Source organism: Haloplanus salinarum (genome assembly GCF_024498175.1).
In the GTDB taxonomy this organism is placed as follows: Archaea; Halobacteriota; Halobacteria; order Halobacteriales; family Haloferacaceae; genus Haloplanus; species Haloplanus salinarum.
In genome coordinates this window covers 2,265,702-2,289,770 of sequence record NZ_CP101823.1, presented here as the reverse complement: position 1 = coordinate 2,289,770, position 24,069 = coordinate 2,265,702, and the positions used below count along the sequence as shown (strand labels likewise).

Here is a 24,069-nt window from a genome sequence, read left to right as displayed (position 1 = left end):
CCGCCGAACTCGGCCGTCGTCGCGTCGCCCGAGCGGTCGCTCCCGAGGGTCGGTCGCTCGTCAGGTGGGACCCGTTACGTGTTCAGTCGGTACCGATACGGACTGCCCTGGAGGACCTCTACGTCGCCCTCCTCGGCCCACCGGCCGAGAACCGTCGCGACGCGGTGGGCGCTCTCGAACTCCTCGTGCTCCTCCAGGAGCGACAGGATCTCACGGGCGGTCAACGGCTCGTCGGCCTCGGAGAGCACGCCCCGGAGTTTCTCGTACTGCGTCGACTGGGGGCGCATACGTCCTACAACGGCCGGGAACGCCTTAGTGTTCAGTGAGACGACCGTCCGACGACTGTCAGACGGCGTAACTCACACGTATACGTCGTCGGCGTCCAGGTCCCGCTCCGATCGGTACTGCTCGACGAACGTCGAGACGTCGAAATCGAGCATCCGTCGCTCAAACTCCTCGATCGTGGCGTCGTCCTCGGCATGACTGACCGCGTGTTCCATCAGTTCCACCACGAGTTCGACGATGATCTCGTGGAGGCGACGCGCGTCGAAGTCCGTCACCCACAGGAGGGCATAGCCCACGTCGCCCTCCTCGCTCAGGTCCGCCGTCGCCACGCGGGCGGGGAACTCCTCGAGGACGACACCGAGGAGGTGGGGGGTGTCGAACTCCGGCATCTCCTCGCTGGTCGTCTCGACCGTCTCCCGCAACACCTCGACCAGGAACTCCGGCAGGAACCGCTCCGGCGGGTGGACGTCCACCACGACGGCGTGGGCGTCGCCGCAGGCACACTCGAACTCCCGCATCCCGAGGTCGAACTCCGTGACCGGCACGGTCTCCCCACAGGGGAGGTCGATCGTACGTGTGTCGCCGGGGACACCCGGTTTCGTCATACCTCGGGTTGCATCCTCGCCCGGTTAAACGTCGCGCTCCTCACCGCTCGGCCGTCACCCACAGCACCGGCCCGACGACCAGCAGGACGATGCCGAGGAACAGGTAGTGGATCGGCGCCAGCGACTGTGGCGTCATGATGAACACCAGACCGAAGACGGTCACGTTGATGGCCATGATCCGCCTCGATTTCAGCGGCAGCGCCCCGACCGTGGCGAGGATGAAAAACAGCAACAGCGCCTGCCCGACGTTGTAGTTGAGCAGGAAACTGTCGATGACCTGTAACGGGAGCATTCCTACTCACAACTCGCCCGGAATCGGGCATTAAAGTTCCGTTTACCGACGGCCGTCGCCCCCTACTCCCGTCGGTCGCTCGGCCCGGTGATGTCGAGCGGCCTGAGCCACCCCCACCACAGCAGCGCGACCATCGTCCCGTAGCCGAGCACGAACACGGCCGACCCGAGGACGTCGTACCCCCGTTCGGCGAGCAGTCCGCGGGCGATCCCCGACCCGCCGATGCCGACGACGAGGAGGGCGATCACGAGCAGGGTGTCCCGCGTCAGCAACGTGTCGGTGTCCATACGGGGCGTAGGGTCCCGTCGGTACTGATACTGGCGGTTCCGATCCGTCGCGAAAAAACGGTAGCCGATCGGCGCGTTACTGCGGTGCGGTCGAGCGCGCGATGGTGTTCGTGCTGCCGCCGTTGGGGTTGGTCCAGACGACGCGGATCGTCTCGCCGGCGTCGACGCCGTTGTACGAGGCTTGGTCGCCGGCCTGGATCGTTCCGTCGCCCCAGCCGCCCGAATCGTTGAGCGCGAGTGTGGTGGTTCCGTCGCCGTCGACGCTGATCGTACTGTTGTCCAGCGTCTCACCACCCTCGTGGGTGATGTTCACGTAGTCGTCGGTCCCGCCGTCGAAATCGCCTGTCGCCGAGAAGTCGAAACTGAAGCTGGCTTGCGGTGCGTTGTCGCTGACCTGGTCGCCCAGTCCGAGGACGAAGGTGCCGATGACGGCGGCGAGGATGACGGTGATCGCGACCATCAGAATCACGCCGATGACCGGGCTGACCGCCCGATCCTCCGCCAGTAGTTCTTTGAAGTTCATGATGTCTCGACACGCCGGGCCGGAGCCAGGGGGGATGAAGCTCCCGCGCGGGCACGCCTCGACGTGTGTGCCGTTCTGGAGGCGCCCGACATTGATAAACGCACCCCTAGGTTATTTTGTGTGATATTTGGAGAGTCGATCGGTGACGTCCGTAGTCATAATCGGTTCCGATCCGTTCGGCGATACGACTGCCGGGGTCGCGGTCGTCGAAAAAAATCCGTGCGTGGTCGTTACTGCGGTGCGGTGGCGCGGGCGATGGTGTTCGTGGAGCCGCCGGCCGGGTTGGTCCAGATGACGCGGACGGTGTCTCCGTTACTGACTCCCGTGAAGACGCCAGTGTCTCCTGCGGAAATCGTATCGCTCCACTGTGAGGGGGTGGATTGGTACGTCAGTGTGCTGTCCGCGTCGACGCTTATACTCGAATTGTCGAGCGTCTCACCGCCCTCGTGGGTGATGTTGACGTAGTCTCCCGAGTCAGCACCGATGTTGAAGTCGAAGCTCATGCTCGCCTGCGGTGCGCTCTCGCTGACCTGGTCGCCCAGTCCGAGGACGAAGGTGCCGATGACGGCGGCGAGGATGACGGTGATGGCCACCATCAGGATGACGCCGATGACCGGACTAACCGCCCGATCCTCCGTCAGTAGTTCTTTGAAGTTCATGGTTGTCTTGACACGCCGGGCCGGAGCCGGGGGGAGAAGCTCCCGCGCGGGCACGCCTCGACGTGTGTCGATGTGAGAAATGGGGTGCTGAGGGATAAATCAACCGGCCAATTATCGTCTCATGTAATTAGGGAGTTGACACGACGTGGCGGTCCACCGGTCGGACCGACGTCGGGCCGTTCTCAGTAGCTCCGCTCTTTCGGCTCGTAGGCGCCCGCCTCGCCCTCCAGGACGACCGGCTTGTACCAGAGTTCGGGCGAGCCGTCCGACCACGAGACCATCGTGTGTTTGAGCCACTCGTCGTCGCGGCGCTCCTGGTACTGCTTGCGCCAGTGAGCACCACGGAACTCCTCGCGGGCGAGCGCGCCCACGGTGATCATCTCGGCGATGTCGAGCAGGTTGCGCGTCTCGATAGTCTGGATCAGGTCCGTGTTGTAGGTGCTCGACGGATCCGCGACGTAGACGTCGCGGTAGCGCTGGCGCGCGGCGTGGATGTCGACCAGCGCTTCCTTCAGCGCGCTCTCCTCGCGGAAGACGTTGACGTTCTCGGTCATCGTCCGCTGGACCGCCGCGCGGATGTCCGCGTGTTGGGTCCCCTCGTCGCGTTCGAGGAGGCGGTCGATCCGCTCGCGCTCGCGTTCGAGCGTCCGTTCGACGACGGCCTCGGCCGCCTCGGCGGCCGCGCCGCCGTCGGCGACGGCGGCCGCGCCCCAGGGCTCGCCGAGTTCGACCGGCGTCTCGACGTCACCCGGTTCGACCTCGCCGGTCCGACCGACGGGGATGCGTGGGTCGCCCAGGTCCTCGCCGCCGGCGTGTCGTCCCGCCCGCTTGCCGAAGACGATCAACTCCGGCAGGGCGTTCCCGCCCAGACGGTTCGACCCGTGGACGCTCGCACAGGCACACTCGCCGACGGCGTAGAGCCCGTCGACGCAGGTCCGCCCGAACTCGTCCGTCTCGATACCGCCCATGGCGTAGTGTTGCCCGGGCTTGACCGGCATCGGTTCCTCCAGCCCGTCGACGCCCTCGAAGTCCTCCGCGAGGTGGAGGATGTTCTCCAGGCGGTCGAGGATGCGCTCCTCGCCGAGGTGGCGCATGTCGAGGTGGACGTACTCGTCCTCGATGCCGCGACCCTCGTTGACCTCGGTCAGCTCGGCGCGGGAGACGACGTCCCGGGAGGCGAGTTCGCCGTCGTTTTTGGCGTACCCGTGTTCGAACATGAACCGCTCGCCCTCGTCGTTGTAGAGGATACCGCCCTCGCCGCGGACGCCCTCCGAAATCAGGACGCCCGTCGAGGGGAGCGTCGTCGGGTGGAACTGGATCATCTCCATGTCCTCGGCAGGGACGCCGGCGCGGTAGGCCATCGCCACTCCGTCGCCGGTGTTGGCCACCGCGTTCGTGGTGTGGTCGTACACCTGGCCCAGGCCGCCGGTGGCGAGGATCACGCCGTCTCGGGCGGTGAAGGCCTCCACGTTCCCCGTCGCCGTCTCGTAGGCCACGACGCCGTGGCAGGTCCGGTCCTCGGGGCGCTCCTCGTCCGAGACGGCGAGGTTCAGCACGTACCACTCGTCGAAGACGTCGATGCCGCGTTTCACCACCTGCTCGTACAGCGTATGCAGGAGGTGATGGCCCGTCTCCGCGCCCGCGTAGGTCGTCCGCGGGAACGACAGGCCGCCGAAGGGACGCTGGGAGACGCGCCCGTCGTCGTCACGGGAGAACGCCATCCCCCAGTGTTCGAGTTGGATGACCTCCTCGGGGCTCTCTTGGGTCAGCGCCTCCGCCGCCGGCGCGTCGGCCAGGTAGTCCGCGCCCTTCATCGTGTCGTAGGCGTGGAGCTCCCAGTCGTCGCCCTCGCGGAGCGCGGCGTTGATCCCGCCTTCCGCTGCGCCCGTGTGACTCCGGACGGGGTGGAGTTTCGTGACCATCGCCACGTCCGCGCCCGCTTCCTGTGCCGCGATGGCCGCGCGCAGGCCCGCCCCGCCCGCGCCGACCACGATGACGTCGTATTCGTACATGGTTACCAAAACTTCAGGTTGCTCTTGACTGCCTCGCGTTTCAGCTCCTGGATGTGTTCGGTCAGGGGGATATCCTTCGGACACACCTCGGTACAGGAGAACTGCGTCTGACACCGCCAGACGCCGTGTTCCTCCTCGACGATCTCCAGCCGACGCTGTTTCATCTCCTCGCCCTCCCGCTCGTCCATGGCAAAGCGGTAGGCCTTGTTGATCGCCGCCGGGCCGAGATACTCGTTGTCGCCCGCCGCGATGTTACAGGAGGACATGCAGGCCCCACACCAGATACACCGGGTCGAGGTCTTGATCTTCTCGCGGTTCTCCCGGCTCTGGCGTTGTTCCTCCAGTTCGCCGTCCGGTCGGTCGGTCGTCTGGAAGTACGGCTCGACCGACTCCATCTGGTCGTAGAAATGTTCCATGTCCACGACCAGATCCTTCACCACCTCTTGGTGGGGGAGCGGTTCGATCCGCACCGGCTGATCGAGATCAGAGAGCTGGGTCTGACAGCCGAGGCGCTGGCGGCCGTTGATGAACAGCGCGTCCGAGCCACAGATCGCCTGCCGACAGGAGTGTCGGAAGGTGAGACTGGCGTCGAACTCGTCGCGGGCGTAGATGAGCGCGTCCAGCACCGTCATTCCCGTCTCGTAGGGGACGTGGAAGTCGTCGAAGCGTGGCTCCTGTTTGCCCGCCACCTCCGGATCGTAGCGGAACACCTTCAGGTGGTATCGCTCCGCGTCGGCCGCGACGCGTTCGGCCTCCTCGACTCGCTTTCGCTCGCGTTCCTCGGCGCGGCGGCGCTTCTCGTCGAGGCGCCGCTCCTTCGGCGTCCCCTCGGCCGCCTCGGCGTCGGTTTCCGCGCTCTCCGTCTCGGTCTCGGTCTCGGGTCGTTGCGTGCTCATAGTATCGGGAGGAGGTCGATGCCCGCCCAGGCGTTCGCGGTTCGGAAGCCCTGTACGAGGAGGAGGAGGCTCGCGACGACGAGGACGCCCTTGACGACCTGCCGTTTGGTCCCCGACAGCCCCACGTTGATCAGGGCGTTGTAGACCCCGTTGACGCCGTGGAACGTCGCGGTCACCAGAAAGAGGACCATCAGCGAGTAGTAGCTCCACGTCTCCATCCGGTTGGCGCTCATCAGGAAGGTCACCTCGTCGGCGTGGTGGACGAAATGGAGGAGGAAGAAATGGAAGGCGAGGACCACGATGAGGAAGGCGGCGGTGATGCGCTGCCAGAGCCACAGGCGGCCGCCCTTCCGGAACGACGAGTAGCGCTCGGCCATCAGAGCGACACCCCCGCGAGGAACGTGGGGACGCTCGCGACGACGATGGCGCCGGTCAGGATCAGCGACGCGTAGAAGCTCCGATCCTGGGACTCCAGACCGATCCCGAGGTCGACCAGGAGGAGGCGCGTCCCGTTCAGGATGTGGAACACCGCCACCGCCAGCAGTCCGACCTCGAGAACGCGGACCACCAGCAGGCTCTCCAGCGTCCGGATCGTCTGCGTGTAGAGGTCCTGGTTCGCCGCGACCGTCGCGGGATCGGCGCTCGCCGACGTAAGGGCCGTACTCAGCACGGCGACGTGGGTGAACAGATACCCGACCAGCACCCACCCGGTGAACTTGTGGAAGATCCAGGCCCACATTCCCGCCGAGAACTCCCGCCACCGGCCGAAGTCCTCGATGAGGCCCCGATCGTAGGACTGACTCATGCTCGTCCGGGAGTCGGGACCGGCGTGGTATAGAAGTTACGTACGGGAGCCCGCCACACGCGCTCGCTCGCTTCCCCGCCGTCTTCCGATCCCGTCGATCATCGATCCGCCGCTCGTCGCTCGACGATCCGCGCCGTCGAATCGTCGAGTTCGGCCAGGTGGCAGATCGGGTTGCCGGGGTAGACGACCGGGTTCTCCAGCACCCCGAGCAACACCCCGGTGAACGGCGCCCGGATCGGCGTCCCGTCGGCTTTGAACGGATCGGTGACCGTACAGACCCGTTCGCCCTCTCGCACCGCCTCCCCGCGGTCGTAATGCATGTCGACGATGCCGCCGGCGTCGGCCCGGATCCACGTCTTCTCGGTCACCACCGTCCGCCACCCCGGCCACCGAACCCGACCCCGTTCGTCGAGACCGTACTCGGCGAAGACGCTTCGGACGCCCGCGAGGGCCTCGTCGATGAGCGACCGCTCGAACCGGTGGGCCTCGCCCATCTCCACCGTGATCGTGGGAACGCCCGCGCGCGTGGCCTCCCCGCGGAGGGTCCCATCGCTCCCCTCGCCGTCGACGACGACGCTCGCCCCGAACGCGTGTGCCAGCCGAGACACCGCCGGGCGGTCCACGTCGGCGCGCACGTGGAGGGTGTTGGTCCGCCCCCGCGTCGAGGTGTGGAAGTCGATGCCCAGATCACACGGCTCCACGAAGTTCCGGAAGATGGAGTGGGCCATCCGCTTGGCGCTCGTCGAGGTCGGATCGCCCGGGAACGATCGGTTCAGGTCGCGGTCGTAGATCGGTAGATACCGCTGCTGGGTGAGAAAGCCGGGGACGTTCAACACGGGGAGACAGACGACGGTCCCCGCCAGGTCCGTCAGGTCCCAGTCGTAGGCCACCGACCGCACCACCGCGATGCCGTTGAGTTCGTCGCCGTGGGCGGCCGCCGAGAGATACAGCGTCGGCCCCGGCCGCTCCCCGTTGATCACGGTGACCGGGATGCGTACCGGGTCGCCGAGATACGTCTCGCTGACTCGATACCGGAGGTTCTGTCGCTCCCCGGGGGCGACCTTCCCGCCGTCGTACGTGAAGGCCGCGTCCGCAGTCATACTCCTCACTCCGCGGGGCGCCTACTTAAATGGTCGAACCGACGCCGGCGACGGCCGGACGCGACAGCTTTTACCACCGACCGCCCCTGCAACCCATCGATGGTCTCGGTCTCGTTCGACGCCGGGCGATACGTGGAGTACTACCTCGGTAACGCGCCCAGCCTCTCGACGCTCCTGGTCGCCAACGGCGCCGCCTTCCTCGTCGGCGTCAGCTTCTACGTCAATGCCTCGCCGACCTCCCTCGCGGACCTCCCCACCTTCCTCTACCCGCTTTTCGCCGACTCCCCCACCGCGCTCGCACTCGTGACGCTCTCCCTTTCGACGCTCCTGCCGCTCCTCGGCCGCCGTCGCGTCGCCGACGCGCCGACGAACACGCCGCTCGTCTACCTCCACACCTTCGCGTTCGTCTGGCTCGTCAAGTACGGCCTCTGGACCGTCGTCGCCCTCAACCTCCACCCGGAACAGTATCTCGGCTTCGCCGGCGCCGCCCTCTGGGACTACTGGGGCATCGTCCTCACCCACCTGCTGTTCGTCGTCGAGGCGCTCGTGATCCCCTACTACGGCCGGACGACCGACCGGGCGCTGAAGGCCGCCCTCGCCGCCCTCCTCCTGAACGACGTCTTCGACTACGCGCTCGGCTACCACCCGCCGCTCCGGTACGACCCCGGGGTGCCGCTGATCCTCGCGACGCTCCTCCTCTCGGTGGGGGCCGTCGCCGCCGCGCACCGCCTGTTCGACCGACCCGACGACTTCGATCCGCTGGCGCCGGCCGGAACGTGACGGGACCGTCGGCACTGTCCACCCGGTCTCGCAGTGGTCGAGCCTCCCTCCGGCGACCGATGGCGGGGTGGCCCTCCGATCCGTCCGCCGACCGTGCGACGGGGTGGATACCGTTTTGGTACCGGATCCCGAACCGTGCGGTGTGAGCACATCCGACGTTCGAGAACTGACGACCGAAGCCGAGTGGCGTGCCGCGTTTCCCGTGCTCAGTCAACTCCGCGAACACCTGTCCGAAGACCAGTTCATCGACCGGCTGCGCAGGATGCACGAGGAGGGGTACCGCCTGTTCGCGCTCTTCCGACGCGGGGAGGCTGTCTCCGTCGCGGGCGTCGCGCTCCGAACGAACTTCTACAACGGGCGCCACCTGTTCGTGTACGATCTGGTCACGCGAACCGACCGCCGTTCCGAGGGCCACGGCAGCCGTCTCATGGCGTTCCTCGAGGACTGGGCACGCGAGCGAAACTGCGAGAGCATCACGCTCGAATCCGGTCTCTGGCGGAGCGACGCACACCGTTTCTACGAGGACGAACTCGGTATGGAGCGGTTCTGCTATACGTTCAAGAAGGAACTCGTCCGAGACGACACCGCGTGACGGCGCTCGCGGCAGGCCGCTTATGACCGTGGCCCGCTCACCGCCGGTATGGACGAGGCAATCGACGCCCTCCGGACCGATCCCGACTTCCGGCCGCTGATCGAGCGCCACGGCCACCTCTCGATCGATCCGGCCGACGACTTCTTCGCCCGCTTCGTCGTCTCCATCCTCCGCCAGCAGGTGTCGATGGCGTCCGCGGCGGCCACGCGGCGACGCCTCTTCGAGGCGGTCGAGGTGACCCCCGAGGGGGTACTCGACGCGGAGACGGATACCCTCCGTGACGCGGGGCTGTCCCGGCAGAAGACGCGGTACGTGACGAACGTCGCGGCGGCCTTCCGTGATCGTGGCTACACGCTCGACTCGTTCGCGGGGATGGACGACCGGGCGGTGATCGACGAACTCACAGCCATCACCGGGGTCGGGACGTGGACCGCGAAGATGCAGCTCATGTTCTCCCTCGGTCGTCCCGACGTGTTCCCGGTCGGAGATCTGGGAGTTCGCAAGGGGATGCGGACGCTGTACGGCGACATCGGCCGCGAAGCGATGGCCGAACGGGCCGAGCGCTGGGCGCCGTACCGCAGTTACGCCAGTCTCTACCTGTGGCAGGTCGAGGAGGACGTCGCCGACGCCGTCGAGGAAGTGCGGGTGGTGGACTAGCCGTATACCCGGTCCAGCGGGTCCTCGAGTTCGCCCATCACGGCCTCTAGCGTGTCCGTCGCGGTGACGAGACCGCGCACTTCGCCGTCCGCTAGCACCAGCGCGAGTTCCTGATCCTCGGCCTGGAACTGGTCGAAGGCGTCGCTGAGGCTGGTGTCGGCCGTGACCGTCATCGGCGGGGCCGCGATCTCCTCGAACGTCCGGTCCCCCGCTTCGAGGGCGTCCATGTGGGTGACGATCGACGGCGTGTAGACGATCCCCCGGAAGTCGGACTGGTCCTCGCCGAACAGCGGGAATCTGGTGTGTGGCGTCTCGCTGATCGCCGCCAGGTTCTCAGCGACGGAGTCGGTCGTCGACAGCGAGACGACGTCCGCGGCGTCGGTCATCACCTCCTCGACCGCCGTCTCGCCGACTTCGAGCGCGTTGAGCACCTCCTCCTGGCGCTCCTCGGGGAGGTCGCCCTCGGCGAGCAGGGACCCGAGGCGGTTGCGCAGGTCCGCCCGCGACTCGATCACCTCCTCTTCGGTCTCCAGCCACGCCCCCGTCATCTCGATGCCGAACAGCTTGAGCGTCGCCTTCGCCACGCCGTCGCCGATCCGCATCACCGGCGAGATGAGCCACGCGAACCAGTAGAGTGGGCGGGCGCCGTACCGACAGACGAACTTCGAGCGCTCGACGCCGAGATACGTCGGCGTCTGCTCCCCGTGGGTCAGATGGAGGAGGTTGATGATCGCGTACGCGATCAGCGCGCCGAGCCCCACGCCGGCCAGAGCACTCCCCGCGAAGACCGGCTCGAACAGCGCGGCGAGCGCCGGTTCGGCGACGATACCCACCGCGATGCTGGAGGCGGTGATGCCGACCTGACAGCTCGTGAGATAGATCTCGAGGTCCTGTGTCATCTCCCACGCGCGACGCAGCGCCGGCGTGTCGAACTCGGATTCGGGGTACTGGCGGACCCGCGTGAGCGCGAACTCGATAGCGACGAAAAAGCCGTTCGCCAGGATGAGGAGGACGCCGGCGACGAGCCGAACGGTCAGTTCCAGCGGGGTCATCGCCCGACCGGTTCCGGAACGAGGCTGAAAAATCTACTCCTCCAGCACCTCGCTCCCGTCGCGCTCCTCGCCGTCGGCGCGGCGTCGCACGTCGACGCGGTACCGCTCCAGCACGTCCCGGCCGAGCAACACGGGGTAGTCCATGTGGCTCCGATCCTCGACGCTCGCCGTGACGGTGTGTTGGGTGCCCCCGATACCGACGACCAGGTCGACGACCGGCCGGGCCTTCCCCGACTTGACGCTCCCCGATCGGACCCGCGTCATGCTCTTGATCGGTCCCGCGCCGATGTCGGCGGCCAACCCCGTGTCGATGCTGGTCCGCGTCGCCCCGGTGTCGGATTTGGCCATCACCTGCGTCGACCCGCTCGTCCCGCTGACGATCACCTCCTCGATGTAGCCGATGAGCGGGAGATCCTCCTGTTCCGGCGGGAGGGTCCGTGGCTTGCACGCCGGCGTCGAGTCGTCGAGCGTCGCCGCGAGGTGTCGGACGCGCTCCTCGTCGACCGTCCCCCCGGCGCGCTCGATGGCCAGTTTCGCGATGTGGGGCGCCGGACTGACCCCCGTCGCCTCGTACAGACCCTTGAACCCCGCCGTGGGATTGATCTCGAGGACGAACCAGCCGTCCTCGCCCTCGATGAGGTCGACGCCGGCGTAGTCGAGTCCCATCACCTCGGTCGTGTACAGCGCCGTCTCCGCGGCCGTCTCCGGGAGGTCGTCGCTGGCGTCGGCCACGGCCCCGCCCAGGGCGACGTTGGTCCGCCAGTCACCCTCCGGCGCGTAACGGTACATCGCGCCGACGATCTCGTCGTCGACGACGTACACCCGCAGGTCGCGGTGTTCGCTCTCGTCGCGCTCCACGAGTTCCTGGAGGAACGCCTGGCGGTTGCCCACCCGCGGATTGACCGGCTCCGTCAGGTCGACCTTCCAGGTCCCGCCGCCGTGGGTGCCGATGGCGGTCTTGTAGACGGCCACGTCGCCGAACCGTTCCCGCCCCTCGTTGAGTCCCTCGTTCGACAGCGCCAGGAAGGCGTCGGGCACCTGTACGTTCCAGTCGGCGAGCGTCGCCGCCGTCGCGAACTTGTGGATCGCGGTCAACACCGCGTCCGGCTCGTTCAGCATCGGCCGGATCCGCTCGAACGTCGTCGCCAGCCCCAGCAACTCCGCGGGATCGCCCGTCGTCGAGAGGAGAAGCCGGTTCGCGACCACGTCGACGTCCGGTTCGACCGTGACCGTGCTGTCCTCGATGGTCACGGTCGTGTTCTCCTGTCGGAGCCACACCGGATCGTGGCCGAGGTCCTCGACCGCGTTCAGAATCGCCTTCGTCTCCTTGCTGTTGTGGAGCGACAGCACGCCGACGCTGACGCCCTCATCCGAACCGTTCGACATGACAGCTCGTTCCCGGGCGGCGCTGAAAGACGTGCCGGTCGGTCAGTCGTCGCCGCTTCGGAGGTAGAGTCGCTTGGTCCGATCGGCCACCCGTTCGACCTGCGTCCGGCGCTCCTCGCCGAGCGACGACTGCCCGTCGGCGACGACGCTCAACTGGTCGACCAGCGACGACAGGTCGTCGCGGACCTCCCCGTAGGCGTCGTCGTCGACGGGATGGCGGTCGACGAAGTCGTGGAGTTCCTCCGCGCGGCCGAGACACGCGTCGGCGCCCTCGGTCCGGGCGGCCACGAGGTGTTCGGTGAGCGAGACGGCGAGGTAGGCGTCGCCGCTCTCGGACGCGCCCGCCCCGCCACCGCCACCGCCCGCGTCCGCGTCCGCGTCGCCACCGTCGGGCAGTTCCGATAGCCCTCGACGAGCCTGTTCGCGTTCGGCGCTGTAGGTCGCCTCCGCCGTCACCGTCTCGAAGGTGTCGGCGATCCGGTCCCGGAGGTCGGCCGACACCCCCGACCGGCCGATCCGCCGCAGGCGGTCGAGGGCGGCCTCGCGCTCCCCCGAGTAGTCCGCCTCGGTGGCCAGCCAGCAGTAGGTGCCGACGACCGTCCCCGCGGCCGCCGAGTCGCGTTCGTAGAGGTCGTCGAGGCGCTCGCGCGCCAGTTCGCGCTCCTCCTTGTGGGTGGCGTCCCGCGCCACGTCGGCGAGCGTCTGTCGGATCTCCCGACGCTCGGCCTCGCCGGCCTCGTCGTACCGGTCGGCCAGTCGCTCTAGGGCGTCCCGGCGGTCTTCGCCGTACGTCGATTCGAGTGCCTGTGTCCGGAGTTCGCTGACGATGTCGTTCATGCGGACCTCCCTCCGTCGCGTCCGTTGGTTCGCCATCTCCGAGGCCGCGTAAGTGTCTTGTGGACGTCCCTCACTGTTCCTCCCCGCAGGCCGGACAGAACCCCGCGGTCGCCGGAATCTCGGTGCCACAGTAGATGCAGAACGCCGCGTCGTCGTCGGTCGCCGGATCGGGGTCCGACCCACCGCCGACGTCGCCGACCGCCGACTCGACGTGTTCGTCCCCGACGGTCGCGTCGTCGAGGACGCTGTCCTCGACTTCGGTCTCCCCCCCGCCGCCGACCGTGGAGTCGCTGACGACGCTGTCGTCGACGACGGTCGTCCCCTCGCCGGCGCCGTCGCCGGCGTCGATCTCCGAGTCGCTGACGACGCTGTCCGAGACGGTCGTGCTCCGGTCGTGGACCTCGGTGCTGTCGTCGACGACGGTTGTGCTCCTGTCGACGCGTTTCGACTGCTCCCCGACGACCACGTCGTCCGCGTCGTCGACGGCGTCCGTCGCGGCCGAGACGGCCTCGTCGACCAGGTCGTCGATGCCCCCGGCCGCGCCGGCGTCCCCGCCCGCGCCCGGCCCGTCCTCGGCGGGTGCCGTGTCCCCGCCCTCGTCCGCGCAGGCCGGACATTCCGGGCCGCTGTACACCTCGTTGTGTCGATCACAGTAGGGCACGGTCAGTCCTCCCCGTCGCCGTCGCTCAGGTCAGACCGGTTGACGACGCTGTCCTCGACGGTCGTGCTCTCGTCGTGGACCTCCGTGCTCCGGTCGACCGCGGTCGTGCTCTCGTCGACGCGTTTCTCCTGTTCCCCGACGACCATGTCGCCCTCGACGGTGATCTCCGTCCCGCCGGCGGCCGACCCGACGCCGGCGTACCGGAACTCCTCTAAGTCCGGCGGCCGTTTGCGCGTCCGCTCGATCATCGACTCGAAGAGCCGGCGCGCCTTCGACCGCGACTCCGTCGGTTCCTCGACGGTCCGCCAGGCGCGGCTGGTGACCTGGCCCTGCCCGTGATCCGAGACGTCGGGGGGCACCAGGACCGACCCCTCCCAGACGGCGTCGACGTCGAACACCCACGGCCCGACCGCGTCGACGTCGTTCCCCTCGTGAATCCGCTCCAGGAGGTCGGGGGTGAGGACGCCCACCCGGTCCGCGATGGTCAGGCTCCCCTCGTCCGAGCGGAGCTCCGGGTTGATCACCGCGACGTTGTGGCCGAGGGTCACGTCGTCCCGAGCGCTCACCGAGAACGCGAACAGGTCCGACGCCTCGATGATCCCCTCCGAGCGCACGTCGCCGACCACGACCAGCGGGGCGTTCGCCCGCAGGGTCGTCTCGGCGCTCACCGTCCCGTAGACGACCGTCGGCGCCTCGACCGTCACGTGATCGCCGACCACGTCGCCGTACACCCGGACCGGGCGTGGCTCCCAGTCGTCCATCCGCGACGCGGGTTCCGTGATGTCGACCTGTCCATCCGAGAGCACCGACCCGATGACCCGCGCACCGACGACCGGCGTCTCCCCGTCCGCACGGTCGGCGCCGGAGTGGGCCGCGCCGCCGTGTTCGAGCCCGACCGCGCTCCGGCCGAACACGTCCCCCCGGATCTGGACGCCGTACTTGCAGTCGACCTCGTCGGCGTAGATGCCCACGTCCTCCTGTGGCTTGTAGACCGAGCCCTTCTCGAAGGTGATCTGCCAGTTGAGCTGTCGGTACGCGTTCTCCCGCGGGACGAGCACCTCCTCGCAGGTCTGGTCGGCTCTGACCGTCGCGAAGTTCGTGTTATCCGTCTCGATCTTCTCCGAGGTGATCGCGCCCTTCGCCTCCTCAGTCATCCGCCGCCACCTCCGTTTGCTCCGCCGCGTCGGTCGCCCTCCCGGACGCCTCCCCGGATCGGTCGTCTCCGTCCAGCTGGTACTCCGCCAGCGCGTCGACGAACCGATCGAGCGTCTCGTCGCGCCGCCGGAGGACGTCCGGGTCGGCGAACTCGCCGTCCTGTTTGGCCAGCCGGTCCCGGACCTCGTCTCGCCGGACGTACTCCGACACCGCGTCGGCCATGTCGCCGTAGCTGTGGGTCGGATGCTCCCGGAGGTAGTTCACGTACGGCTGGGCGCGCGTCGCCGACGCGTCGCCGCTCCCGCGTGCCAGTACCGGCAACACCCGGACCTCCTCCCGGCCGTCGCGCTCGATGCCGACCACCCAGAACGGCACCTCGACGGTCGTCACTCCCGAGACGCCGGGCAGCGGCGTCTGGAGCGAGTCGATGGTCTCCGCCGTCGTCTCGCGGTCGTCGAGGAAGTCGTTGATCGCCGACAGGAAGCCGTTCCGGCTCTCGATCACCGCGTCGAGACGCCGATCGTACTCCCGGGCTGCCCCGTCGCTCAACCGGCCCGCGGCCGCCGCCGTCTCCCCTCGACGCTCCTCGATATCGGCGAGTTCAGACTCCACCTGATCGAACTGCTCGCGGTTGCCGGAGATGGTCCCGACGAACCGGTCCTTCAGCCGCCGGATGCTGTCGCGGTAATCCTCCAGCACGTCGCGTCGGCGCCGCTGGAACTCCGCGCGCTTCTCGTCGACCTGTTCTTTGAGATCGTCGACCAGGTCCTCCATCGCCTCCGCCCGGGCCGCTGCCTTCGTCTGTTCGATCCGCGCGAAACTCTGCTCCAGTTCCCCGATGCGCTTCTCGAGGTTCTGAATCTCCCGGTTTGTCTGTTCGATCGAACTGTTGAGCTTGGAGATCTGACTCTTGATGCCCCTGGCCGCGGCGTCCCCGACGTCGCCCGGATTCGTGATCCGAACCCTGTCGCGCTCGGCCATTAGCGGAGCCTCCGTTGGACCGTCTTCGCGGCCTCGTAATCCGACCTGACCTGGTGGTAGTCGCGCTCGGCCCGCTCCTTGATCTGTTCGTACTGTGTCATGTCGATCATCTTCTGCTCTTTGTTCTGTCTGACCTCCTCGGCGTCGCGTTCGAGGTCGTCGGCGCTCTCCATGATCGGTTCGCGGAACGCGTAGTAGAGGCTCCGCCAGGTTTCGCCGAAGATGGCGCCGCCGTCGGGGACCGGCGTCGTCTGCACCTCGCCGTGGACCTCACAGTGTCCGCCGCCGGCGCCCAGCTCCGGCAGGGTGTTGTACGCCCGCTTGAGCGTCTCCGAGAGTTCGGGAATCTCCCGCTGGATGTCGTTGCGGATCTTCTCGGTGAACTTGCCGTCGTACCCCTCGTCGAGGTCGCGGTCGCTCAGCGCCGCACCCAGGCTCCCCGTCTCCGAACTGAGGATCTCGGACACCAGATCGAGGCGACCGTCGATGTCCTCGATGCGTTCCGCGAGACACTCCGCACAGACGTGGCGGTGGACGGCCGTCTCCGCCGACTCGGCGTAGGCGCCGTAGTGGTCGTTCACCGCCTCCTCGTTCGTCTGGAGTCGCTCGGCGAACTCGGTCGCCGTCTCGTTGACGAACGTCCGCTGTTCGCGGGCCTGCGAGAGCAGGTCGCCGCTCACTGCCTCCTGTTCGACGCCGCGGATCTCGTCGACCGCCGCCTCGCTCTCGGCCGCCGACCGCCGGGTCGGCACGCTCGGCAGGTCGCTCCCCTCCCGGAACGCCCCGCGCTCGGCGAAGGTCCGGATGCTCTCGCTTTTCGCGTCGTTCGCGTGGACGTTCACGTCGACCACGTCGTGGGAGACGGACGACGCGACGTCGGTCATCGCGTCGATCCGATCGAGCAACGGCCGTTCGAGCCGTCCGTGTTCCGCCACGTCCGGCGCGAACTGCTCGGCGAACTCCGGCGAGACGACCGACTCACCGCCGAGCGTCTCCTCGAAGGTGTCGATCATCTCCCCGTACCGCTCGGCCTCGCTCGTCAGTGCGTCGCCGTCGATGTTCGCGAGCTCCAGTCGCGTTTCGGGGGCCTGATCGAGGCCGTCGAAGATCATGAACCGCTCCTGGTACGGGACCAGATAGAACGGGACCGTCACCTGCGAGACGAACGACACCTCCCCGTCGGGTTCGTTCTCCCGGAGGTTCCGGCGGTTCTCCTCGATCCGTTCCTCGGCCGCCTGGTACTGTGTGTACGCGTACGCGCCGCCCGCAGCGGCGACCAGCAGTCCGATCCCGATCAGCGGAAGCGACGCCCCGTTCCCGCCGGCGACGCCGACCACGAGGAGGAGGACCCCGACGCCGACTCCTCCGATTCCGATCATTTTCATCCGATCTTTCTCGGATTCGGCCTCCTCGATGGCGTCCTCGTACTGTTTCCGCCGTTCGAAAAACTCCCCTGCCGCGTCGGCGAACGCCCGAGCCAACACTTCGGTCCTGGCGACCCGATCGTCGACCGGACCGTCGTCCCCGAGCATCCCCGGTGCCTGACAACTCATACGATCCGAGATATTCCACCCGATACATAAATCTGGGGCCGGCCCGGGGGGGTCGGCCCTCGACCCCGTCCACCCCGTTCGGACGATCGACTCCGTCACACCGCGGGAAAACCGTTATGAGGGTCCTAGAGCACGTTCGTACCGTATGGCGCCGAGGAGACGGGAGTTCCTGCGGGCGGCCGCGGGCGCCGCGGCCGGATACTCGGCCGTCGACGGGGCGACCGGACTCGCGGCGGCCCAGTCCGATTCGGAGGAGTCGTGGCCCCAACACCACCGCGACGCCGCGAACACCGGACACGCGCCGGCCGTCTCCGGGCCGGTCGCCGACGTCGACCGAACGTGGGCCTCGGCGGGCCCGAGCGGCCAGGTGTTTGCCGACGACAACCGCCCGACGTCGTCGCCCGCGGTGGTCGACGGAACCGTCTACGTCGGGAGCAACGACCGCTACGTCCGTGCACTCCCCGTCGCCGACGGGTCCGAACGGTGGCGGTACCGGACGGGCGGGAAGGTCTTCTCCTCGCCGGCGGTCGTCGACGGCACCGTCTACGTCGGGAGCAACGACGGGAGCGTCTACGCTCTCCCGACCGACTCGGGACGGCCGGCGTGGACGTTCGAGACTGACGGGGAGGTGCGTTCCTCGCCGGCAGTCGTCGACGGCACCGTCTACGTCGGCAGCACCGACGGGGCCGTCTACGCGCTGTCGGCCGACGACGGCTCCGAGCGGTGGCGGTTCACGGCCGACGCCGACGACGCTTGGGGGTTCGCATCGCCGGCGGTAGCCGACGGGACCGTTTTCGCGGCCGGGACGGCGTTGTACGCATTGGACGCGGCGTCGGGCCAGGAGCGATGGTCGGCCGACCCCGGCGACCGGCGCTCCTCGCCAGCCGTGGCCGACGGCGCGGTCTACCTCGCGGATGGCGACACGCTGTACGGGTTCGACGCCGAGACGGGCGACCGGCTGTGGGCGTACGACGGCCACTCGAACGACATCACGTCCTCCCCGGCGGTGGCCGACGGGACCGTCTACGTGACGGCGGCCGACGACTTCCTGCTTGCGGTCGCCGGCGAGCCCACGACCCCGACGCCCACCGCGACGCCGACCCCCACCGCGACGTCCACGGCGGCCCCGGCGGGTGGCGACTCGTCGGACGGGGGCGACCCCGAAAACGACGCGGCGGGCGGCGACGGCGGGGTCGTCCTGCCGGCCGCGGGCCTGCTCGCCGCCGGACTGGGCGGTGGCTGGTGGTGGCTGCGCCGCTCCGGCGACGGGTCCGGCGGATCGGACGGGACGACGTCCGCGTTCGACGGTCCCGGCCCCGCGTCGCCGCGCCGCGGTCGCTCCGCGTCCCCGTCCCGACACTCCGATACCGCGGACGACTCCGGGTCCACACCGTCGCCACGATCCGAACGGAGCGACGTGGCCGACGCCGACTCCGGACCGTCACCCGACGCGGGATCGACCCCGGTGACGCCCGACGAGGCGACCGATGGGTTCGCGGACGTCTCGCTCGGCACCGCGGCCGACGCGCCGGCCCCCGGCGACGACCCCGTCGAACGGCCGGCGGACGGGCCGTCGACCGGGAACCGACCGCCGGGGGGACCGCCCACGGAGATCCCGCGCGCACCCGACGTCTCGGTCGCGTACGACGCGCTCACGGAGGCGGGCATCATCGGAAGCGGCGGGAACGCCGACGTCGTCCGGGCGACGGCACCGACCCCGGACGGCACCGTCACGCTGGCCGTCAAGAAGCCACGCCTCTCGGGGACGCTCCACACCGACACCGTCGAGCGGATGCTGGCCGAGGCCGAAACGTGGGACAAACTCGACGACCACGACCACGTGGTCGGCGTCGTCGACTACGGGGCCGAACCCCTCCCGTGGATCGCCATGGAGTACATGGACGGCGGCCACCTCGGCGACCGGGCGGGGACGATGGACGTCCAGCAGTCGCTGTGGACGGCCCTCGCGGTGACGAAGGGCGTGCGCCACGCCCACCGACGCGGCGTCGCCCACCTCGATCTGAAACCCGAGAACGTCCTCTTTCGGTCCGTCGACGGGGCCTGGGACGTCCCGAAGGTGGCCGACTGGGGGCTGTCGAAACACCTGCTCGATCACTCGGCGAGCGTCGAGGGGGTGTCGCCCCACTACGCCGCGCCGGAGCAGTTCGACGAGTCCTACGGGTCGGTCGACGACCTCACCGACGTCTACCAGCTGGGGGCGGTGTTCTACGAGCTGTTCACCGGCCGGCCGCCGTTCGAGGGCGAGCGCACGAGAGTCGTGCGCGCGGTACTGGACGACCGACCGAGGCCGCCCAGCGAGGTGGCCGACGTCCCCGCCGCGCTCGACGACGTGGTACTGACGGCGCTGGCGAAGGAAAAGGCCGACCGCTACGACGACATCGTCTACCTGCGCGACGCGCTCGCGGACCTGTACGACGGGGAGTGACCGCCCGCGTGCCGTGGCCGGTGGCCGAACCGGGGCCCGTCGTCGGTGACGCTTCACCCGACGACCGTCGTGACCCTGTGTCACGGAACGTCCGCCGTGGCGTCGGTGTGACGCCGGCCCGAAGGCATATACCCCGCTCGTCCGGACGGGCGGACATGCAAGTGCAGGTGCTGGAGTTCCAGTACGAATCCACGAGCATCGAGGAGATGGAGTCCCAGATCAACGCCTACCTCGACCACCACGACGTGACGGACGTGCAGTTCTCCCGCTGGGAGGATACGATGGTCGCCTTCTTCATCACCGAGGACTGACGCCGGTCAGAACTCCTGTCCACACCCCATACAGAAGTCGTTGGCGTACGGTTCCTCGGAGCCACAGCTCGGACAGACGATGATCTTCTCGGGCTCGTCGGCTCCGCCGTCGGATTCGGCGGTGGTGCCGTCGCCACCCCCGCCGGGACCGCCCTGGACGATGGTCGTGTCCCCGCCCGACGAGTCGCCGCCCTCGCCGCTGACGATGACGTTGTCCGAGGTGTCCTCGGCGGCCGCCTCCGCCGCGCCGCCCATGCTGTCCATCGCCTTGTCGGTGGTTCGCTCCATGCGATCCATCGATCCCTCCATCATGTCCTGCATCTCCTCGCGGAACTGCTTCTGGTCCTCGACCCGTTCGCGCTCCTTCTCGGCGCTGTTTGCCTCCTGACGGGCCTTCGCCAGTTCGTCGCTCTTCTGGGCGCCCAGCGAGTCGAGCTGGTCGGCGTTCAGGTTCTCCGCCTTGTCCATCTTCGCCAGGTCGATCATCTCCTCGTCCGTATCCTCCATGCTGGCGAGGGTCTGGGCGTCCACGTCGTCGCGAGCCTCGAGGCGCTCCTTCTCGACGTCCACCTCGTGGCTCTCTTTCTGCATCTCCATCTCCTGTTTGCGCTCCTGCTTGTCGAGTTTCTGCTCGTCTTTCTTCCGCTTGAGGTCGACCAGATCCTCGATTTCGGAGACGTCCTGTTCGTGTTCCTGCTCCCGCTCTTTCATCTCCTGCTCGTGGCGGATGTCCTCGCGCTCGACCTCGGATTCGGTCCGGTAGGTCCGCACGTCCTCCTCGTGTTCGACGTCCTCCCGTTCGGCCTTGTGGCCGTGCCGGCGCCGTTTGTCGTCGATCTCCTGCTGTTGCTCGACCTCCTGTTTGTCGAGCGTGTGGTCGGCACTCATCTCGGCGGACTCCTTCCGGACGCGCTGTTTCTCCCCGTGGACCTTGTCCTCGGTCTGCCGTTCGCGCCCCCGCCGGTCCAGCTCGCTCTCGCGGTCCTTGATCTCCTCTTTCTCCTCGCGGATGTCGACGTCCTTGCGGCCCTGACGGATCTCGCCCCGGTCGTCGTCGTAGTCGAAGGAGACCAGTTCGACGAGTTCGAGCCCGTTGCTCTCGAGGACCGAGCGACACTGCTCCTCGATTTCGCGAGCGACGCGACGCTTGACCTCCTTGCTCCCGTAGAGTTCCTGGTGGTCGTACTCCGAGATGGTCGCCTCCAGGGCGTTCCGGATCGCCCGCCCGAGCAACTGGTTGAACGTGCCGGTCGTCAGCACGTCCCGGTCGGCCATCATCGAACGGAAGAACGTCTGTGGGTCGTGCATCCCCACGTCGAGTTCGACCGTGACGTCGACGAGGTAGTCGCTGGCCGTCCGGATGTCGTCGAACGAGCGGGCGACGGTGGTCCGCCCCTCCTGGACCAGTACGACTGTGAGGTTGTGGCTGGATCTGAGCTCTCGGATCCGCTTGCCGAGGCTGTCGAGCTTGTGTTTGCCGGCCTCGAGCGTCTCGACGAGCTTCCCGTTCTCGAGCAGGAGCGCCCGATTACCGGCCTCGATTTCGACGTCCTTTCGCCGGCTGAGCGTGGCGAGCAGTCCGTCGCCGTCGAGGGCGGCGCCGTCGACGCGCTTGGCGAACTCGTCGTCGCCCAGTCGCCAACTGCCGCCTCCCGCGGCGTTCCCCGATCCCCGCTGGCCGGTGGAGCTGGTGAGGTCCTGGCCGCAGTTGGCACAGAACTGGGCGTCGATCGGTAGCGACTCCCCACAGCCGGGACAGTTCGTCGACAGCGACTCCCCGCAGTTCGGACAGAAGTCGCCGTCCGATGGCACACGTCCGTCGCAGTTCGGGCATGTCGAAGGCATTGGTTGTCTCCCGTGGCTCACGGCCGCGCCCACCCCCACCGGGGACGCCCCGAGAACCTCGTTATCGGAAAACATGATACGAGGATGGGAATAAAGGTTGCCCCGTCCGCCCGTGCCCGTCCCGTCCGGTCGCCTCTCACCGACAGCCACCCGACGAAAGCCCGGTCGGGGTCCGGGCGCCGACGGTGTCGACGATACCTCCCTGTATTCGAACATGTCGCTCGGGCCAAGATTAAAGTCGGTCGATTCGCAGGCTGGCAGTATGGTAGTCGCGCAAACACTGTCGGTCGTACTGTACGGGGCGGCGGTCGCGGGGGACCATCCGGACATCGACGCGCCGGACAACCTCTCGAAGTTCAGTGGCTTCCTGCGGATCGGGGCGATCATCCTCCTGCTCGTCGGGTTGGCGCTGGCGGTCGGGAACCTCAGCGGGTCGGCGCTGGGCGCCTCCGCGTTCGCCATCCTCGTCGTCATGTTGCTCGGGCTGTACGACTACACGATCATGGCGAAGAAGAAACGACAGGCGGCCAAGGAAACCGTCGCCAAGGCCGGCAAGGAGTACCTCGAAACAAAAAAGGAAGTCGAGAAGGGGCCCGACCAGGTGACGAACGTGCAGGGCGACATGGTCGACCGGAAGAACCAGCAGACTCACGTCGATCAAAGCACCACCAACGTCGACACCATCGACCAGAGCACGACCCGCGTCGACCAGAGCAAGACCGTCAAGGATCAGCGCACGCAGGTCGAGGACAGCGTCGTCAACCGGTCGGACATCACCGCCTCCGCCGAACCCGAGGCCGGCGCCGACGGCGGTCGGGCCGGCGGCGAGCGAGCCGCGGCCGACCGGCCGCCACAGGGCCAGGGCGGCCGATCACAGCCGCAGGGCGATCGTGCCCAGCGGGAACGCCGTCAGGGGACCGCCGACCGACGGGCCGGGGAGCCGGCCCGGACCGACCGGCAATCGCACTCCCAGGGGGGCGGATCGGCGGCCGGCGACGGGGGTGGCGGGTCGCCCGACGCGACCCGTTTCTGTACACACTGCGGCGAGGAGGTCGACCCCGAGTGGAACACGTGTATCAGTTGCGGCGCCGACCTCTGAGGCGGCCGTAACCCTCCGTGGAGTCGCGCTCCGCCGAAACCCACTGCAGTCGACACCGTTCTCCACCCGACGGGTCACTACGCCAGCATATACTGGTACCGACGGGTTTGGTGTCGAGTGCCGAATTGCACGTATGGACGACACGGCGGATCTCTACTACGAGCCGGACGCGGACGAAGAGCTGAGCACGGCCGTCGTCACGGCGGTTGCGAAGGCCCACGACGAGGATATCCTCAAGTGGCTCATCAACGAGGACATCGACACTGACGCGCTCGACCGACTCTTCCAAGAACACAATCTCAATCACCCTCCGGTTCGAGGCCGATTCGACGACAACCACGATCAGTGCCGACAGGAGCGGGACCCCGATCATCAGGATCGAATCACATCGCTAGCGCGAACACACGGGGCGGCTGTTGCGGGCTGCCCCGGTGGATTTCGACGGAGTTGGGCGTCCGGTCGCCCCGGGTTACGGGATCGACGACGAACAGTACGGACAGTGGTCCGCCCGGTCCGGAATCTCCTCGCCACAGTACGGGCAGAACTTCGTCCCGTCCTCGCTGCCGGACTCCGGCGACGCTGCCGAGGATGGTCGTTCCGCGTCCATCGACTGGGCCGTCCCCGCCTCCGCTCCTGTCTCTGCCGCCGGCTCGGGGGATCCGGACGCCGAGCCCGCGTTCCGTCGTGCCCCCGCCGCGTCGTCGGCCGTCGAGGCGGGTCGGTCCCGCGGCGCCGTCTCCCCCTCGCGGTTCGGCCGGCGGTCGGGGTCCCGACCGCCGCCCGCTCCCGTCGGCTCGGCCGGGGTCGACGACGCGTCCTCGGTCACCGTCTTGGATTCGAGGAGGTCGTCCCGCGCGAGGTAGCCGAGGACGAGTCCGATCCCCGAAACCGCGACACCGCCCATCGCCTCCCCGCCGCCGCCGAGCGATCCGAGCACCGACAGGGCGAGCAGCCCCATTCCCACGTACCACGCGTACGCGCTCCCCCGCCTGATCCAGAGGCCGATCCCCACGTTCAGCAGGGCGGTAACGCCGAAGAGCGCCAGTACGACCCCGATCACCGACCCCATCCCCCCCATCCGGGGTTGTTGGCTCAGCGTCCACCCTAGGTAGCCGGCGACGACGACCGAGAGGATGCCCAGTGCGAGAAAGTAGTTCGACCACCACGTGTCCCACCGTCTCTCTGTCATGTGACTGTGCCGTGATCGACTACCCACAAAAAAGGTGCCGCCTGTCGACCCGCGGCATTCG

The 24,069-nt window shown here is 68.1% G+C and carries 26 protein-coding genes and 1 pseudogene; 7 read left to right on the top strand and 20 right to left on the bottom strand.

Going from position 1 to position 24,069, the window contains the following annotated elements; all coding sequences use genetic code 11:
• Positions 1 to 74: 74 nt before the first annotated feature.
• The 11 genes from NO364_RS11890 to NO364_RS11840 all read right to left on the bottom strand — a co-directional run bounded on the left by NO364_RS11890 (position 75) and on the right by NO364_RS11840 (position 7,464).
• Complete coding sequence (locus NO364_RS11890) at positions 75 to 287, bottom strand: hypothetical protein (RefSeq protein WP_157690630.1); 213 nt, start codon at positions 285 to 287, stop codon at positions 75 to 77.
• Positions 288 to 359: 72 nt separating this feature from the next.
• Positions 360 to 890, bottom strand: coding sequence for a DUF5815 family protein (locus tag NO364_RS11885; protein ID WP_157690631.1), 531 nt, complete (start codon positions 888 to 890; stop codon positions 360 to 362).
• 40 nt (positions 891 to 930) lie between these two features.
• A complete protein-coding gene (locus tag NO364_RS11880) occupies positions 931 to 1,182 on the bottom strand; it encodes a DUF8006 family protein (RefSeq protein WP_157690632.1) in 252 nt (83 codons plus the stop codon).
• A gap of 62 nt (positions 1,183 to 1,244) precedes the next feature.
• Positions 1,245 to 1,469 (bottom strand): DUF7996 family protein, encoded by a 225-nt coding sequence (locus NO364_RS11875; RefSeq protein ID WP_157690633.1) that lies wholly within the window; start codon positions 1,467 to 1,469, stop codon positions 1,245 to 1,247.
• A 76-nt stretch (positions 1,470 to 1,545) separates the two neighbouring features.
• The gene (locus NO364_RS11870) at positions 1,546 to 1,992 is read right to left on the bottom strand and encodes a type IV pilin domain-containing protein (RefSeq protein WP_257627633.1); all 447 of its coding nucleotides are present in this window, start codon (positions 1,990 to 1,992) and stop codon (positions 1,546 to 1,548) included.
• 230 nt (positions 1,993 to 2,222) lie between these two features.
• Positions 2,223 to 2,651: a type IV pilin N-terminal domain-containing protein gene (locus NO364_RS11865; RefSeq protein ID WP_257627632.1), complete on the bottom strand. Its 429-nt coding sequence runs from the start codon at positions 2,649 to 2,651 to the stop codon at positions 2,223 to 2,225.
• Positions 2,652 to 2,833: 182 nt separating this feature from the next.
• Positions 2,834 to 4,663, bottom strand: coding sequence for an FAD-binding protein (locus tag NO364_RS11860; RefSeq protein WP_157690636.1), 1,830 nt, complete (start codon positions 4,661 to 4,663; stop codon positions 2,834 to 2,836).
• A 2-nt stretch (positions 4,664 to 4,665) separates the two neighbouring features.
• The gene (locus tag NO364_RS11855; RefSeq protein ID WP_157690637.1) at positions 4,666 to 5,559 is read right to left on the bottom strand and encodes a succinate dehydrogenase/fumarate reductase iron-sulfur subunit; all 894 of its coding nucleotides are present in this window, start codon (positions 5,557 to 5,559) and stop codon (positions 4,666 to 4,668) included.
• Positions 5,556 to 5,936 carry a succinate dehydrogenase/fumarate reductase transmembrane subunit gene (locus tag NO364_RS11850; protein ID WP_157690638.1) on the bottom strand — a complete coding sequence of 127 codons (381 nt, stop codon included), beginning with the start codon at positions 5,934 to 5,936 and terminating at the stop codon, positions 5,556 to 5,558. Before NO364_RS11850 ends, NO364_RS11855 begins: the two co-directional genes overlap by 4 nt.
• Positions 5,936 to 6,364: a succinate dehydrogenase, cytochrome b556 subunit gene (gene sdhC / locus NO364_RS11845; protein WP_157690639.1), complete on the bottom strand. Its 429-nt coding sequence runs from the start codon at positions 6,362 to 6,364 to the stop codon at positions 5,936 to 5,938. Before sdhC ends, NO364_RS11850 begins: the two co-directional genes overlap by 1 nt.
• A gap of 98 nt (positions 6,365 to 6,462) precedes the next feature.
• Positions 6,463 to 7,464 (bottom strand): succinylglutamate desuccinylase/aspartoacylase family protein, encoded by a 1,002-nt coding sequence (locus NO364_RS11840; RefSeq protein ID WP_157690640.1) that lies wholly within the window; start codon positions 7,462 to 7,464, stop codon positions 6,463 to 6,465.
• A 99-nt stretch (positions 7,465 to 7,563) separates the two neighbouring features.
• Between NO364_RS11840 and NO364_RS11835 the strand changes: the two genes are divergently transcribed.
• From NO364_RS11835 to NO364_RS11825, 3 genes are all read left to right on the top strand, one after another.
• Positions 7,564 to 8,244, top strand: coding sequence for a DUF1405 domain-containing protein (locus NO364_RS11835; RefSeq protein WP_157690641.1), 681 nt, complete (start codon positions 7,564 to 7,566; stop codon positions 8,242 to 8,244).
• Between the two features lie 142 nt (positions 8,245 to 8,386).
• Complete coding sequence (locus NO364_RS11830) at positions 8,387 to 8,836, top strand: GNAT family N-acetyltransferase (RefSeq protein ID WP_257627631.1); 450 nt, start codon at positions 8,387 to 8,389, stop codon at positions 8,834 to 8,836.
• Positions 8,837 to 8,884: 48 nt separating this feature from the next.
• Positions 8,885 to 9,493, top strand: coding sequence for a DNA-3-methyladenine glycosylase family protein (locus NO364_RS11825; protein ID WP_257627630.1), 609 nt, complete (start codon positions 8,885 to 8,887; stop codon positions 9,491 to 9,493).
• Here the strand turns inward: NO364_RS11825 and NO364_RS11820 are convergent.
• The 7 genes from NO364_RS11820 to NO364_RS11790 all read right to left on the bottom strand — a co-directional run bounded on the left by NO364_RS11820 (position 9,490) and on the right by NO364_RS11790 (position 17,118).
• Positions 9,490 to 10,545, bottom strand: coding sequence for a CNNM domain-containing protein (locus NO364_RS11820; RefSeq protein ID WP_257627629.1), 1,056 nt, complete (start codon positions 10,543 to 10,545; stop codon positions 9,490 to 9,492). The genes NO364_RS11825 and NO364_RS11820 overlap by 4 nt on opposite strands.
• 33 nt (positions 10,546 to 10,578) lie before the next feature.
• The gene (locus NO364_RS11815) at positions 10,579 to 11,931 is read right to left on the bottom strand and encodes a RimK family alpha-L-glutamate ligase (protein WP_257627628.1); all 1,353 of its coding nucleotides are present in this window, start codon (positions 11,929 to 11,931) and stop codon (positions 10,579 to 10,581) included.
• A gap of 42 nt (positions 11,932 to 11,973) precedes the next feature.
• Entirely contained in the window at positions 11,974 to 12,768 is a 795-nt protein-coding gene (locus NO364_RS11810; RefSeq protein WP_257627627.1) for a hypothetical protein, read from the bottom strand.
• A 70-nt stretch (positions 12,769 to 12,838) separates the two neighbouring features.
• Positions 12,839 to 13,429 carry a zinc ribbon domain-containing protein gene (locus NO364_RS11805; protein WP_157690647.1) on the bottom strand — a complete coding sequence of 197 codons (591 nt, stop codon included), beginning with the start codon at positions 13,427 to 13,429 and terminating at the stop codon, positions 12,839 to 12,841.
• A gap of 2 nt (positions 13,430 to 13,431) precedes the next feature.
• Positions 13,432 to 14,583, bottom strand: coding sequence for a hypothetical protein (locus NO364_RS11800; RefSeq protein WP_157690648.1), 1,152 nt, complete (start codon positions 14,581 to 14,583; stop codon positions 13,432 to 13,434).
• On the bottom strand, positions 14,576 to 15,565 hold the full coding sequence (locus NO364_RS11795) for a hypothetical protein (protein ID WP_157690649.1): 990 nt from the start codon (positions 15,563 to 15,565) through the stop codon (positions 14,576 to 14,578). The genes NO364_RS11800 and NO364_RS11795 overlap by 8 nt, the downstream gene beginning before the upstream one ends.
• On the bottom strand, positions 15,565 to 17,118 hold the full coding sequence (locus NO364_RS11790) for a hypothetical protein (RefSeq protein WP_157690650.1): 1,554 nt from the start codon (positions 17,116 to 17,118) through the stop codon (positions 15,565 to 15,567). Before NO364_RS11790 ends, NO364_RS11795 begins: the two co-directional genes overlap by 1 nt.
• Before the next feature lie 145 nt (positions 17,119 to 17,263).
• On the opposite strand from NO364_RS11790, the gene NO364_RS11785 reads away from it, so the two are divergent.
• Entirely contained in the window at positions 17,264 to 19,564 is a 2,301-nt protein-coding gene (locus tag NO364_RS11785) for an outer membrane protein assembly factor BamB family protein (protein ID WP_257627626.1), read from the top strand.
• A 155-nt stretch (positions 19,565 to 19,719) separates the two neighbouring features.
• Positions 19,720 to 19,875 carry a hypothetical protein gene (locus NO364_RS11780; protein WP_157690651.1) on the top strand — a complete coding sequence of 52 codons (156 nt, stop codon included), beginning with the start codon at positions 19,720 to 19,722 and terminating at the stop codon, positions 19,873 to 19,875.
• Between the two features lie 6 nt (positions 19,876 to 19,881).
• Here NO364_RS11780 and NO364_RS11775 read toward each other — a convergent pair whose 3' ends face one another.
• Positions 19,882 to 21,720 carry a double zinc ribbon domain-containing protein gene (locus NO364_RS11775; protein WP_257627625.1) on the bottom strand — a complete coding sequence of 613 codons (1,839 nt, stop codon included), beginning with the start codon at positions 21,718 to 21,720 and terminating at the stop codon, positions 19,882 to 19,884.
• Between the two features lie 262 nt (positions 21,721 to 21,982).
• On the opposite strand from NO364_RS11775, the gene NO364_RS11770 reads away from it, so the two are divergent.
• Both NO364_RS11770 and NO364_RS11765 read left to right on the top strand, forming a co-directional pair.
• Positions 21,983 to 22,819, top strand: coding sequence for a zinc ribbon domain-containing protein (locus NO364_RS11770; RefSeq protein ID WP_199243671.1), 837 nt, complete (start codon positions 21,983 to 21,985; stop codon positions 22,817 to 22,819).
• A 133-nt stretch (positions 22,820 to 22,952) separates the two neighbouring features.
• Positions 22,953 to 23,054 (top strand): annotated as a pseudogene (locus NO364_RS11765) (HalOD1 output domain-containing protein); the annotation flags it as partial.
• A 234-nt stretch (positions 23,055 to 23,288) separates the two neighbouring features.
• Here NO364_RS11765 and NO364_RS11760 read toward each other — a convergent pair.
• Positions 23,289 to 24,008: a zinc-ribbon domain-containing protein gene (locus NO364_RS11760; RefSeq protein WP_257627624.1), complete on the bottom strand. Its 720-nt coding sequence runs from the start codon at positions 24,006 to 24,008 to the stop codon at positions 23,289 to 23,291.
• Positions 24,009 to 24,069 lie beyond the last annotated feature (61 nt).